Raw genomic sequence first — 13,983 nt, forward strand, 5'->3', positions numbered from 1 at the left:
CAGACAAATGAAACGTACAAAAGTCGTCGATGCCCTAAAGAGTACCGACTATGGAAAAGAGATAGTAGTAAAAGGATGGGCGCGGTCGCACCGCAGCAGTAAGGCTGTCGACTTCATCGCCCTCAACGATGGCTCTACGATAAAGAATCTGCAGGTGGTCGTCGATCCGTCGGCCGTAGATGCCGAGGAGCTGAAGAGTATCACCACCGGTGCATGTATCGGTGTGGAGGGTACCCTCGTCGAAAGCCAGGGCAAGGGTCAGACCGTTGAGGTTCAAGCCAAGAAGATTGTTATCTACGGTCTCTGCCCTAACGATTATCCGATGCAGAAGAAGGGTCAGAGCTTCGAGTATATGCGCCAGTTCGCTCACATGCGTCTGCGTACCAATACTTTCGGTGCTGTGTTCCGCATCCGGCATAATATGGCTATCGCCATCCACAAGTACTTCCATGACCACGGGTTCTACTACTTCAATACGCCACTTATCACCGCCAGCGACGCTGAGGGTGCCGGTGAGATGTTCCAGGTGACAACACTCGATCTCGACCGGGTGGCAAAGGAAGGACAGGTGGACTACTCGAAGGATTTCTTCGGAAAGAAAACAAATCTGACCGTCTCGGGACAGCTCGAGGGTGAGCTTGGTGCTACGGCGCTTGGAGCTATCTATACCTTCGGACCGACATTCCGCGCCGAAAACTCCAATACTCCGCGCCATTTAGCTGAGTTCTGGATGATTGAGCCGGAAATTGCGTTCATGGACAAGGACGAGCTCATGGACCTCGAGGAGGATTTCATCAAGTACTGTGTGCAGTGGGCTCTCGACAACTGTATGGACGATCTTGAGTTCCTCAACAAGATGATTGACAAGACGCTCCTCGATACGCTTCATTCTGTGGTGAAAGAGAGTTTCGTCAGACTGCCTTACACCGAGGGAATCAAGATTCTTGAGCAGGCTGTAAAGGACGGACATAAGTTTGAGAATCCTGTCACGGGCTGGGGTATGGACCTCAACAGTGAGCACGAGCGTTATCTCGTTGAGCAGCACTTCAAGAAGCCGGTTATCATGACAGACTATCCGAGTGAGATTAAGGCCTTCTACATGAAGAAGAATCCCGACGGAAAGACGATGCAGGGAACAGATGTGCTCTTCCCGCGCATTGGCGAAATCATCGGCGGATCGGTTCGTGAGGAGAGTTACGAGAAGCTTCTCGACGAGATTGAGAAGCGCCACATGAAGGAAAGTACCTACTCATGGTATCTCGACACACGTAAGTATGGTTCTTGTCCGCATGCAGGTTTCGGACTCGGTTTTGAGCGTCTCATCCTCTTCGTGACCGGTATGCAGAATATCCGCGACGTCATTCCGTTCCCGCGCACTCCTAAGAATGCCGAGTTCTAAGACTGTCGTCGTGGAGGTGTGCCTTTGAAAGAGGCCACATTGACATATAATTAAAGAAGTACTCTCCCGCAGATTGTATGGCGGGGGAGTACTTTCGCTAATATGGTGTCTCTCGTATTGAGTGGGGGACATGGGAAGAGATGGATGTTCTTCCGGATTTTTCTTGTTAATACAGTTATCATTTCGGACAATCATGATTCGCGCAGTATTCTTGGATATCGACGGCACATTAGTCAGTTTCACCACCCACCGTATTCCACAGTCGACGGTTGATGCCTTGACGGAGTTCCACAATAGGGGCGGTAAGGTGTATATTTCGACAGGAAGGCCAATCGCTATAGTCAACAATATTGGTCAGATAAAGGATCTCGTCGACGGCTATATCACCTTCAATGGGGCTTACTCGTTCGTCGGAGAGCGGGAAGTCAATTGTGATGCCATTCCCGACGAGGATGTCAAGGCGATGATTGACGATGCCCGGCGCAATGATTATACGGTACTCGTCTGCGGTAAGCGTGATCTCGCCATATATAATTATCATGATGTCTTTAACGATGTCTTTGTCAAAGGTCTTGGAGTCAGCTGTATAGACCCTTCGAAGCCCGTCAGCGATTTAAAGGGACAACCGATATTGCAGCTCACTCCTTTTTTCAACATCAGTGCGGAGAAGAAAGTCATGGGACAGATGCCGCATTCGGTTTCGGCAAGGTGGAATCCTAATTTTACCGATATCACTGTCCGTGGGGCTGACAAGGGACATGCTCTCCGTATGATGGCTGAGGCCGAGGGACTTGATGTCAGTGAGTGTATGGCTTTCGGCGACGGCGGAAATGACATCTCAATACTAAAAGCGGCGGGGATAGGTGTTGCCATGGGTAACGCTGCTGATGATGTGAAGGCTGCTGCCGACTACGTGACAACGCATGTCGACGATAACGGCATAGCCAATGCCCTGCGGCATTACGGGGCTATAAAATGAAGAAAAGGAGTATTACTCGGTTGTTTTTATAGGGTCTTCAATCTTTCTCATCCACTTGCCGCGGAGTAATCGGATGAGGAAGAGAATACCACGGACGGTGAGTTCGGTAGCCATGGCAAACCATACGCCCGGCAGACCATAGACTGGAGCGAGCGCGGCGGCAAGCGTGAGGCGTACAAACCACATGGAACCGAGGTTTATAAAGGACGGCACAGCCGTGTCGCCGGCTCCTATGCATACGCTGTAGGCTACTATCGAAGCGGCAAAGAAAGGCTCGGCGAAGGCCTCGATGCGCAGAACCTGAGTGCCGAGGGCGCGAATCTCGGGTACGGGACTGAGTATTCCAATCATCTCCGGGGCGAAAATGTACATCAGAAGTCCCATGAACGCCATGACAATCATACCGAGAATCACGGTCATATGGGCAAAACTCTTGCAGAGATCTTTTCTCCGGGCTCCGACGCTCTGTCCTACGAGTGTCGTGGCTGCGTCGCCAATGCCGTATCCGGGCATATAGCAGAGACTCTCTGCTGTCACGGCGAAGGAGTTGGCGGCTATGGCAAAGTTGCCGAGAGGAGCCACAATCATCGTTGAGACTATCTGGGCTCCGTTCATCAGAAGATACTGCAGGGCCATCGGTGCACCTAATTTTACGGCACTGGTGATATACTCTGCATTCCAACGGAAAGGTCCTTTGCTCAGTCGCCAGGCCAATATCTTGCTCTTGAATACCGCATAATAGAGTAACGGGACGCACGCAAAAAGATATGCCAACAACGTGCCTATGGCTGCACCGGCGACACCAAGTCCGAATCCGAATACCTTGATGTGGAGTGCTAACAGCGTTATTTCGCGGGTGGGGAATATAAACAGGAAGTTGAAAAAGACGTCAGCAAAGCACATCGCAACCGCAATGACACTCGGATGGCGCATATCGCCCGACACTTTCAGCATCTGCGATGAAAGGTTTTCTATTAGATGGATTGGTGCCGCCATAGAAAGTATAAGGAAATACGTCGTGGCGTCGCCCTGAATATCGGCACCGCCACCGAGCAAACGGGGTAGGGGCGAGGCGATAACAATACCGACGGTCATGAGGATAAGGGCCACGGCAAGTCCGAAGATGTAGCCGTGCTGCATCACGCGGCGTGCCTGAGCAAAGTCCTTGGCTCCTATGAAGTGGGCAGCCTGAACATAGAATCCCATGGAACATGCCGACACTAACGAGCCAAAGAGCCACGTGGCTGGCTCCACGATGCCTATGCTTGCTGAGGCCTCGGCTCCGAGTGAGCCCACCATCGATGCGTCGATATAGAACATCAGCACCGATGTTATCTGCGCTAAAATAGACGGCATTGACAAAGCGACAATGAGATTGAGTTTCTCACTGCCTGTCATTGCAAGCCCATCACGAATCTTGCTCAGTAACGCATCACTTGACGATTTGCTTAATACCATCTTCAAAATCGCTGCAAAGTTAATGAAAAAAGTGGGGATGAGGAAGAAGATGGGATAAAAAAAGACGGCCCCCGACTTTGGCACACCGTCTGTAGCTGCATTTTGCCGGCAAAGATAAATGAGATAATGGATACATGCGCCTCTTATTCGTTTGCAATGGCTTCATTTCTTTGGCGATAAAGGAATAAAAAAGAAAGGTATCCGATGCCAGTCCGCTTCCAAAAGCTACATCTCTTTGGCATTAAAGGAATAAAAAAATAAGGGCATCCGACGCCAGTCCGTCTCCAAGAGTTTCATCTCTTTGGCGACAAAGGAATAAAAAAGAAAGGCATCCGACTCGCAGTCGAATGCCTTCCTCAACCTAACTAAACTTCAAACTAACTAAATACTATTTTAAACCTAAATGCTTGAAACCTCACGGCTTGAGTCATCCTTTGCAATCCTTCTTGTTACCTTAATTCGGTTTATACCTTAGTGCTTCCTTTCACAACTTAACTAACTAAAACTTCGAATCTATGTTTCTATTCTAATAAGTGTCTGTTTTGTATCTTCAAGTATATTCTCGAGTTATTAGTTCTACCACTGTAAAGCTTCCTCGTATTAAGTTCTCTCAAACTTCTTCTTGTCTTTTGATACTGCAAAGGTACTGCTGTGTGCGCACACGGCAAAATGTTTTGACTTCTTTTTTGTATTATCGTATAGTAAATTTGATATAAATCAAGTTGTTGTGTGCGCACACGGGGTTAATTTGAGACTTTGAAGGTGATAATCTTTATATTATTTTGACTTGAAAAGGCAATTTAACTAAAAAGAGGCCGCCTCTTGTGAGGCGACCTCTTATATAATGAATGTATTGACTTTCCAATATCGTTCTACCTGAACGCTACCATACGTTTTTTCTTCGTGTAAGCTACTTTCTTGTCCAGGAACTATACTCGTTGCGCTTCTTGTAAGCTATTTTCTTCCCGTAAGCTACCTCGCGCTCTTCTTAGCGTAAGCTACCTTCTTATCCAGAAACTACCACGCGCTCTTTTTAGAGTAAGCTACTGGAACCTTTTCGCCGGGCTTGTAGAAGTCGACAAGCGTGATGTCGAAGATCAAGTCGGAGTACGGTTGGATGCCGTAAGTTGTCGAAGTGCTTGACGAATAGGTGACCCCGTTGCTTGAACTTGAGCTCGACGTAGGTGTTGAACTGCCATAGGCCAGCGCGTACGGGATGTACACCTGCCAGCGGTCGCCCTTGTGCATATTCAGCAATGCCGTTGTGAAACCTTCGATGAAAGCGTTTGGCGATGCCGTATATGGTCTCATTGTCAAGAGATTATACGGCTCGTTGTAGTCGTAGCTGGCATCGAAGACGTAGCCTGACGAGAATGTCGGCGATGGAATCATCCTTCCTAAATAGTGGATTCGCACACTGTCGGTATACAACGGCGATGTGGTTCCTTCGCCCTTATTCTCTACGTGGACCACAATATAGTCGGTAGGGTCAAGAGTTGGTGTTCTGGTGGAGTCGGTAGCGTTTTGTCCTGTCATCGTCCAGCATGGAATTATCTTCCAGGTGGTGTCGCCGGCAGCAATCTTCTGCTGTGCCTGCTGGTAGATATTTGTCCAGTACGTATCGTTTTTCTCCTGCCAGTTTTCCCATTCATTGACGGTATCGTCGTTCTCGGAGCATGATACTATGACCATGGCTGCCGCTAACATCAGCATAGCCGCCAATGTCTTGACAACCGACGGGTTGCGGGCTGGTATGTATTTTCGTATGGTTTTCAAAGTCGGAATAGTTTAAATGTCCAGTTTCTTCAGTAACGAAGTGATTGACACGCGGTCCTCGATGATGCCCCGGAGGTTCTCGATAGGAACGCGCTCCTGCTTCATGCTGTCGCGGAAACGCAGGGTGACGGTATTGTCTTTCAGTGTGTCGCCGTCGACGGTGACACAGAACGGAGTGCCGATGGCATCCTGACGGCGGTAGCGCTTGCCGATGGAATCCTTGGCCTCGATATGTGTTGTGAAGTGGAATTTCAGCTCGTCCTGTATTTCCTTGGCCTTCTCTGGCAGTCCGTCCTTGTTGACAAGCGGCAGCACGGCGCATTTGATTGGAGCCAACGGCTCAGGCAGATGGAGCACAACGCGTGTTGAGCCGTTCTCCAATTTCTCCTCCTCGTAGCTGTGGCACATGACCGAGAGGAACATACGGTCTACGCCGATGGACGTCTCGACGTCGTACGGGACGTAGCTCTCGTTGGTCTCTGGGTCGAAGTAGCGCATCTTTGTGCCCGAATATTTCTCGTGCTGCGACAGGTCGAAGTTCGTGCGGGAGTGAATACCCTCGACTTCCTTGAATCCGAACGGCATCTTGAACTCGATATCCGTGGCTGCGTTGGCGTAGTGAGCGAGTTTCTCGTGGTCGTGGAAGCGATAGTTTTCGTCGCCCATGCCTAATGCCTCGTGCCACTGCAGACGATGTTTCTTCCAATATTCGAACCATTTCATCTCCGTTCCCGGCTGGCAGAAGAACTGCATCTCCATCTGTTCGAACTCGCGCATACGGAAAACGAACTGCCGGGCGACGATCTCGTTACGGAAAGCCTTACCGATCTGAGCGATACCGAACGGCAGTTTGTTGCGGGTCGTGCGCTGAACGTTCAGGAAGTTGACAAATATACCCTGTGCCGTCTCAGGGCGGAGGTAAATTTTCTTTGTCGTGTCGGCCGTCGAACCCATCTCGGTTGAGAACATAAGGTTGAACTGACGGACATCAGTCCAGTTCTTCGTTCCCGAAATTGGGTCTACGATACCCTCGTCGAGGATAATCTGTTTCAGCTCCTCGAGGTCCGGGCCCTGCATTGCTGCCGTGTAGCGGGCGTGGAGGTCGTCGCGCTTTTTCTGATGTTCGAGCACGCGTTTGTTGGTCGAACGGAACTCAGCCTCGTCGAAAGCATCACCATATTTCTTGGCGGCTTTCTTCACTTCCTTTTCAATTTTCTCTTCGTATTTCGCAATCTGGTCCTCGATGAGGTTGTCGGCGCGGTAGCGCTTCTTCGAGTCGCGGTTGTCGATGAGAGGGTCGTTGAATGCGTCGACGTGGCCGCTGGCCTTCCATACGGTAGGGTTCATGAAGATGGCTGCGTCGATACCGACGATATTATTGTGGAGCAGGACCATAGAATCCCACCAGTATTTCTTTATGTTGTTCTTGAGCTCTACACCGTTTGGTCCGTAGTCGTAGACAGCGGCGAGGCCCTCAGGATAAATTTCCGAACTTGGGAAGACAAAGCCATATTCCTTACAGTGGCTTACAATCTTCTTGAATACATCTTCTTCGTGTGCCATTATAATTGAAATTGTTATTAATTATTTGGTTTGCAAAGATACGTTATTTTATTGAACCGACCAAAACAGCATGATAAAACTTAACTTAAAGTCGTTAAAACTTGCTCTTTAGAATTATTTTTCCTATCTTTGCAAGAAGTTATAAAATCTCAATTACAGTTGAAATAATCCATTATGGACGATATAAAGGACAAAGATAAAGACAAGAAGGACGAGAATCTCTCCCGCCAGCAGGACGAAACTGGCACCGACGGTGATGATCTCGCCGTCGATGAGCATTCCGACTACAAGCCGGTCGACCGTTTCGATGCTTCGGCCGTCCACCATTTGTCGGGCATGTATAAGAACTGGTTCCTCGATTATGCGAGCTATGTTATTCTCGAGCGTGCTGTTCCACATATCGAGGATGGTCTGAAACCTGTTCAGCGCCGTATCCTCCACTCTATGAAGCAGATGGACGACGGCCGGTATAATAAGGTGGCGAATATCGTGGGACACACCATGCAGTATCACCCTCACGGCGATGCCTCCATCGGCGATGCTCTGGTGCAGATGGGCCAGAAGGATTTGCTCATCGATACTCAGGGTAACTGGGGCAACATTCTCACCGGCGACTCGGCAGCCGCACCCCGTTATATCGAGGCCCGTCTGTCGAAATTCGCCCTGGACACCGTCTTCAACCCCAAGACAACAGAGTGGCAGCTGTCGTACGACGGCCGTAACAAGGAGCCTATCACGCTGCCTGTGAAATTCCCTCTGCTTCTTGCCCAGGGTGCCAACGGCATTGCCGTAGGCCTCTCTTCCCGCATCCTGCCCCATAATATCAATGAAATTTGTGAGGCAGCCATCAGCTATCTGCGTGGCGAGGAGTTCCATCTCTACCCCGATTTCCCCACGGGCGGCAGCATCGACGTGTCGAGATATAACGACGGTCAGCGCGGAGGAACGCTGAAGGTGCGCGCCAAGATAGAGAAACTCGACAACAAAACCCTCGTCATCCGTGAGATTCCTTTCACCAAGACGGCAAGCTCCCTCCAGGAGAGCATAACGAAGGCCGTGGAGAAAGGCAAACTGAAGATTCGCAAGGTCGAGGACATGACTGCCCGCGAGGTGGAGATTCAGCTGCACCTCGCCCCCGGCGTAAGCTCCGACAAGACCATTGACGCCCTTTACGCGTTCACCGACTGCGAGATAAATATTGCCCCAAACTGCTGTGTCATTGAGGATAACAAGCCACAGTTCCTTACTGTCAGCGATGTCCTCCGCCACAGCGTAGACCGCACAAAGGGCCTGCTCCGCCGCGAACTCGAAATCCGTCGGGGTGAGCTCCAGGAGCAGTTGTTCTACGCCTCGTTGGAACAGATATTCATTGAGGAGCGAATATATAAAGGCAAACCCTTCGAGAACGCCACTAATACCGACGAGCTCTGCGCATATATCGACAAGTGTCTCACTCCGTTCTACCCCTCGATGATTCGCGAGGTGCGCAAGGAGGACATCCTGCGGCTGCTGGAAATCAAGATGCAACGCATCGCAAAGTTCAACAAGGACAAGAACGAAGAGCTCATCGCGCGTATCAAGGACGAGATTGCCGGTATCGACAAGGACCTCAGCGAGATGACGCGTGTGACGATAGAGTGGTTCCAGTTTCTCCAGAAGAAGTACGGCAAGGACCATCCCCGCCGCACCGAGATAAAGAGTTTCGACACGATTATCGCCGCGAAGGTTGCCGAGAAGAACGAGAAACTATACGTCGACCGCAAGGAGGGATTCATCGGCTACGGTCTGAAGAAGGCCGAATTCGTGCAGAACTGCTCCGACCTCGACGATGTCGTGGTTTTCTTCCGCGATGGAAAATACAAGGTTATCAAGATTCAGGACAAGGTGTTCGTGGGCAAGAACATCCTCCACGTGCAGGTGTTCAAGAAGGGCGACAAGCGCACTATATATAATGTAGTGTACCGCGACGGCAAGACCGGCCCTTACTACATAAAGCGTTTCAACATCACGTCTATAACCCGCGACCGCGAATACGACCTCACCCTCGGTACCCCCGGATCGAAGGTTATGTACTTCACGGCGAATCCCAATGGTGAGGCTGAGGTTATCAAGGTCACCCTCAATCCCAATCCTAAGAAGAAAAAGCAGAACATCTTCATGGAGAAGGACTTCTCGACGATAAAAATCAAGGGCCGTGCCGCCCAGGGCAACCTCCTCACGCGCGAGGGCATCCACCGCATCTCGCTCAAGAGTCACGGCCATTCCACCCTCGGTGGCCGCAAGGTGTGGTTCGATCCCGATGTGAAGCGCATCAACTTCGACAGTCATGGTGAGCTCCTTGGTGAGTTCTTCGACGACGATGAGATTCTCGTTGTCCTGAAGAACGGTGAATATTACTTCACCAACTTCGACTCCAACAACCATTACGACGGCGATATCCTGCGGATAGAGAAGTTCGACTCGAAAAAAGTCTGGACGGCTGTCGTCTACGATGCCGACAATCAGAACTACCCCTACCTCAAGCGTTTCTATATGGAGGAGAGCAAGAAGCATCAGAGCTTTGTCGGCGACAATCCCAACTCACGCCTTATCCTCCTCACCGACCAGGTCTATCCCCGCATCAATGTCGTCTATGGCGGAGCCGATGCGGCCCGTGGCAACGAGGAAATCGACTGCGAGCAGTTCGTGGGAGTAAAGGGCTTCAAGGCCAAAGGCAAGCGCATCACCACTTATGCGGTGGAGAAGATTGAGGAGCTGGAGCCAACACGCTTCCCCGAGGAGCAGGACAACGGCGACGACGATGCCTCCGGCGGTTCCGACGGCACCGCCAACGATTCCGCAGAGAACCTCGATCCCGATGCCGGAAAATCGCAACGGCAGGTGATCGATGAGATAACAGGGCAGTTAGAACTGTTCCCCGATGATGAATAAACAGCAAAAGGGCATGGAAGGAAACGACTCCTTCTGTGCCCTTTTTCTTGCCCGTATCGTCGTCGGCCATCCATTCCGCAATTCCGCTTCGCATGTCTTATGGTCTTCCTTCGTTCGCGCCCAGGCGGTGGCGGACTCTTGCGTGGCGGATCAAACCGGCTGTCAACGCGTGCTGAACGACCCTGACAATGGGCCGTGTTGCCCCAACAACGACCTTACTGAGCGACCTCCGCAATGCAAAAGTCATGCTGAGAAGAATCCGCCGAGAGCCTCCGATGAGGATATTCCGGTACTATTATATTTATGAAATCTAAACATCGAAGCTCAGTTCAGATGTCATTTCTCGCCATTCCATGCAATCTTTGAGCAGTGGTTCAGCATGTTACCGAAGCTACAAGATTATTTGGCGCAGGGGGATTTTTCCGTGGATGTCCCTGCACTCGCCTAACTAAAATATAGTGAAACAGCGTTGCTGATGTCGGGAAACTATGTTACCTTTGCAGCATGGCAAAGAAACTATCGACATTCGACTACTCAACATTAGTCCGTTACATGCTGCCCGATGGCATCCTTGATTACTTCGAGATCACTAAGATCGACGAAGAAGTTACTAACGAGAAGGACGAAACAGGCACCGTCATCCGTATTCTTCACATCTACCTTGACGAGCGCGACCTGCGTGACAAGGTCTGGCATGACCTTCAGCCCAACGGTTTCACGGAGCCTCGCTTGTTCAATGACTTCCCACAACGCGAGCATAAAGTTCTGCTGCATGTCCGTCGCCGTCGTTGGTTGGACGGAGACGGTCACAACGTCGTCCTTGAAACCCTGCCTCTTGTGGCAGAGGGAACCTGCTACTCTGTAGAGTTTGCGGATTTCTTAAAAAAAATGGTTGGATGCCTTCCCAGTGACGGCCCAATGCGTGGGGCGCTTCTTCCGGACTGACGGGAAGTACCTCGGGCGTGCCTACAAGGAGCATCTGAGTGGCTTTACGGACTGGGACCAGAAGGAGCATGCCGGTGAGTGGGTGCTTCAAGAGAAGAACATGGGCGAGCGACTGTGCATAGACGAGACGATGCTTCACCATGACCTGATCACGTTCCTCTCCAACAGGGACGGACACTGCAAGAAGGGAACACTCATAGCTGCAGTCAAGGGCACGACCGTTGCTGACGTGACGAAGCATTTTGACGAGATACAAGAAGAGAGCCGAAATAAAGTCAAGGAGGTGTCGATGGACTTCTCCGACAGCATGATGGGCATTGTCAAGAAGTCCTTCCCACAGGCAGAGATAGTTATAGACCATTTCCATGTCATCCAGCTTTATACGACCAGGGGACTTGATGCGATGCGCATGAAGCTCAAGCGCACCAACACGACCGAGGTCAAGAGAGAGGAGCGGGAGTTCAGAAAGCAGCAAGAGAAGCGGGCCAAGGCAAGGGACAGGTACGCCGAGACCCATGAGGTCAAGAAGAGCAAGAACGGCAAACGCCTCGGCAGGCCGCGCAAGCGGAAGAATGAAAAGTTTGAGCCGAAGAAACTCAGCAATGGAGAGACCAAAGCCGACTTGCTGACGCACGTAAGATACCCGCTGACGAAAAACCACAATGACTGGACTGACTTCCAGAAGGAGGAAATGCGCCTGCTCTTTGAGATTGAGCCAAAGATGAAGGCTGCATACGGTCTGCTCTGCGCCCTGCGCAACATCTTCAGCAAGAAAAAGGACAGGAAGAGTGCAAAGAAAGCGCTCCATAAGTGGTACAAGAATGTCGGAAGAACCCGCATTCGGGAAATCATATCAGTACGTGACACCATCAAGGCCAAAGAGGAGTATGTGCTAAACTTCTTCAACAACAGGTCAACGAATGCGCCAGCCGAGTCGCTCAACTCAAAGATTAAGGGACTGCGTGCTCAGGTGCATGGGGTCAGTGACCTTCCCTTCTTCATGTTCCGCTGTTTCACGATATTTGGTTAGGCGAGTGCAGGGGGCATCCACGGAAAAATCCCCCTGCGCCGATTATTTTATACATTTTGCGTCCTGACTTGACCATATATATTCCATGAGGCAATGATATTTGGCTTTGTCCGTGCTCTGTGGCTCCATTGTTTATCAACTTCCCGCAGATGGAGTAAATTGCATAACTTGCTGTGGTGCCTTGACTCTTAATGACCTAAGTGCCATTGTGTCCGTAAACTTCAATGCTGCTCGTGGCTAACGTCGATTTAACTGATGTCGGGAAGTCATCTGTCTCGATGAAGTTGGTGAAGTAATTCCAACCGACGGCATTGCGATATAAATCTGCCGTGCCTTTTGGCACATAAACAGGAATATCGCTTGGCGTATTAAACTCTGGCTCCAATTCGTCAGGGCCGAATACAACCTTTCCGCAAGAAGGAGGTATTTGTGCTTTACAATATATATGTTGTATGCTATGCACGAAAATATCTTCATTGGCTCACGAATATATCTTCAACGGCTTACGAAGGTATCTTCAGCGGGATAAGGAGATAATATCGGGTCATAAGTAAGTGCGATGTCAGGAAAGCGCATTCTCGTCTGAAGAAAAAACGAATAAAACCTCTTGCGTTTGCAATCGCAAATAAAACCAACAAAACCACTGATACTAAAGCACTTGCAGCACTCTGCCGCGTAGGGATGGGGCTCATCCCCATTCTACCAACAGCGGGCGAGATGAAAACTATACACCGTAGCTGCTATGGTGGGGATAATCCCACCCTTACGGTGGATGAATGCAGCAACATGCTAATTATCAGAGTGTTGCCAACATAATTATTTCATCACAAACACATTGCCAACGTGATGCTTTGAAAGTTGCAGATAGGCAGGGTTAGCGGCCTTAAATTTCTTTGCCACTGCCAGCCCCGACGGGGCTTTGCGTTGGCAGAGTAAAAATCGCGGTCTTCAGGGATGGTGAACACGTCACAAATTTCAAGTCGTCGGGGCTTTGCGTTGGCTGAGAAAATACGATAACAAGGATACTTCGCCAAGTTGATTAATACAATTTGCGAAATATGTGCTTTGAGTATGATCCTATGCAGGTGTATCCAATCTCGCGGCGTCAGCGGTTTTCCTGGTTTTCCTTGCCGTGATGCAAGCCTGAGGAATGAAGGCTGTTTCTTCCCGGTGCCGACTTGCCGAAGCTTGCTTCGAAGCAAGTAGGCACCGGGAAGAAACACAGGGCGCATCCTTTGTTCACTGAACATCGCTGCCGGCTCCACCTGTGGCGAGAACCCAAATGTCCGTCACCGCAGCCGTGAGGAATTCCTCCGCGAGCTTGTTGGTCAAGGCAATAACGTCAGCCAGTATAAGCTATAACAAATGTGACAACTCACACAATCAGATTCTCACGGAATGGAAAATGTAATTGCGTGAGTTAATAGTATAAATAATAATCTACCAATTTTTCTCAATAGGATATGTGTATGAAAAGAATTTCATTTTGTGCGGGTAAATTATCCCATATGCCTGACGAGCTTCGTCCTCAACCCATCTACCTTGGGAACTAAGAAGGTACACATCTTTGTTATAATAATTACCCCATCCATAGTTAAGGTGTAGGTAATAAGGATCATTTTGTCTTTTGTATTTAATATATCCATCTGCGATAAACGCATGACCATCAACATAATGCTTCCAAGGTCCCCAACCATGTTTGGCCCTATAGCCTGATATAACTACAATGCCATGATACGGTTCTTTCATTTAAATTTAGACTGACATGGCATGATTGTTGCTCAGTCTCCGCTTTACCGCAGAAATGCTATTTGTAGTAAAGGTCTGATGACCAATGGATAAAGTATCCCCTACCCAAGCTGGATGTAGCTTAGGGCTTATTATATATCCCTCAAAATTAAC

The 13,983-nt window shown here is 49.8% G+C and carries 10 protein-coding genes; 5 read left to right on the plus strand and 5 right to left on the minus strand.

Annotation, left to right across the window (positions count from 1 at the left end):
- Positions 1-7 precede the first annotated feature (7 nt).
- Together asnS and LDN30_RS03100 are read left to right on the plus strand one after the other, a co-directional pair.
- Positions 8-1,399, plus strand: coding sequence for an asparagine--tRNA ligase (asnS, locus tag LDN30_RS03095; RefSeq protein ID WP_223928708.1), 1,392 nt, complete (start codon positions 8-10; stop codon positions 1,397-1,399).
- Between the two features lie 190 nt (positions 1,400-1,589).
- Positions 1,590-2,378, plus strand: coding sequence for a Cof-type HAD-IIB family hydrolase (locus LDN30_RS03100; RefSeq protein WP_223929424.1), 789 nt, complete (start codon positions 1,590-1,592; stop codon positions 2,376-2,378).
- A 12-nt stretch (positions 2,379-2,390) separates the two neighbouring features.
- Here the strand turns inward: LDN30_RS03100 and LDN30_RS03105 are convergent, their stop codons facing one another.
- The 3 genes from LDN30_RS03105 to LDN30_RS03115 form a co-directional block, all read right to left on the minus strand.
- A complete protein-coding gene (locus LDN30_RS03105; RefSeq protein WP_223928709.1) occupies positions 2,391-3,836 on the minus strand; it encodes an MATE family efflux transporter in 1,446 nt (481 codons plus the stop codon).
- 1,017 nt (positions 3,837-4,853) lie between these two features.
- The gene (gene bamJ, locus LDN30_RS03110) at positions 4,854-5,612 is read right to left on the minus strand and encodes a BamJ family beta-barrel-assembly machinery protein (RefSeq protein ID WP_223925306.1); all 759 of its coding nucleotides are present in this window, start codon (positions 5,610-5,612) and stop codon (positions 4,854-4,856) included.
- A gap of 12 nt (positions 5,613-5,624) precedes the next feature.
- Positions 5,625-7,175 (minus strand): glycine--tRNA ligase, encoded by a 1,551-nt coding sequence (locus LDN30_RS03115; RefSeq protein WP_223925308.1) that lies wholly within the window; start codon positions 7,173-7,175, stop codon positions 5,625-5,627.
- 174 nt (positions 7,176-7,349) lie between these two features.
- On the opposite strand from LDN30_RS03115, the gene LDN30_RS03120 reads away from it, so the two are divergent.
- From LDN30_RS03120 to LDN30_RS03130, 3 genes are all read left to right on the plus strand, one after another.
- Positions 7,350-10,106, plus strand: a complete 2,757-nt coding sequence (locus LDN30_RS03120) for a DNA gyrase/topoisomerase IV subunit A (RefSeq protein WP_373316515.1) — start codon at positions 7,350-7,352, stop codon at positions 10,104-10,106.
- A gap of 504 nt (positions 10,107-10,610) precedes the next feature.
- Positions 10,611-11,051: an ISAon1 family transposase N-terminal region protein gene (locus tag LDN30_RS03125; protein ID WP_223925203.1), complete on the plus strand. Its 441-nt coding sequence runs from the start codon at positions 10,611-10,613 to the stop codon at positions 11,049-11,051.
- Entirely contained in the window at positions 11,029-12,081 is a 1,053-nt protein-coding gene (locus tag LDN30_RS03130; protein ID WP_223925205.1) for a transposase, read from the plus strand. Before LDN30_RS03125 ends, LDN30_RS03130 begins: the two co-directional genes overlap by 23 nt.
- Positions 12,082-12,277: 196 nt before the next feature.
- On the opposite strand, the gene LDN30_RS03135 is transcribed toward LDN30_RS03130, so the two are convergent.
- Both LDN30_RS03135 and LDN30_RS03140 read right to left on the minus strand, forming a co-directional pair.
- Complete coding sequence (locus tag LDN30_RS03135; RefSeq protein WP_223928710.1) at positions 12,278-12,466, minus strand: hypothetical protein; 189 nt, start codon at positions 12,464-12,466, stop codon at positions 12,278-12,280.
- A 1,055-nt stretch (positions 12,467-13,521) separates the two neighbouring features.
- Positions 13,522-13,830 (minus strand): C10 family peptidase, encoded by a 309-nt coding sequence (locus LDN30_RS03140; protein ID WP_223925315.1) that lies wholly within the window; start codon positions 13,828-13,830, stop codon positions 13,522-13,524.
- Positions 13,831-13,983: the final 153 nt, after the last annotated feature.

This window comes from Prevotella lacticifex, assembly GCF_019973375.1.
GTDB classification, from domain to species: Bacteria; Bacteroidota; Bacteroidia; order Bacteroidales; family Bacteroidaceae; genus Prevotella; species Prevotella lacticifex.

Bases quoted from the DNA above. Each gene is read 5' to 3' on its own strand.
- LDN30_RS03125 (WP_223925203.1), top strand. From the start codon at position 10,611: ATGGCAAAGAAACTATCGACATTCGACTACTCAACATTAGTCCGTTAC.
- LDN30_RS03140 (WP_223925315.1), bottom strand. From the start codon at position 13,830: ATGAAAGAACCGTATCATGGCATTGTAGTTATATCAGGCTATAGGGCC.
- asnS (WP_223928708.1), top strand. From the start codon at position 8: ATGAAACGTACAAAAGTCGTCGATGCCCTAAAGAGTACCGACTATGGA.
- LDN30_RS03115 (WP_223925308.1), bottom strand. From the start codon at position 7,175: ATGGCACACGAAGAAGATGTATTCAAGAAGATTGTAAGCCACTGTAAG.
- LDN30_RS03120 (WP_373316515.1), top strand. From the start codon at position 7,350: ATGGACGATATAAAGGACAAAGATAAAGACAAGAAGGACGAGAATCTC.
- LDN30_RS03105 (WP_223928709.1), bottom strand. From the start codon at position 3,836: ATGGTATTAAGCAAATCGTCAAGTGATGCGTTACTGAGCAAGATTCGT.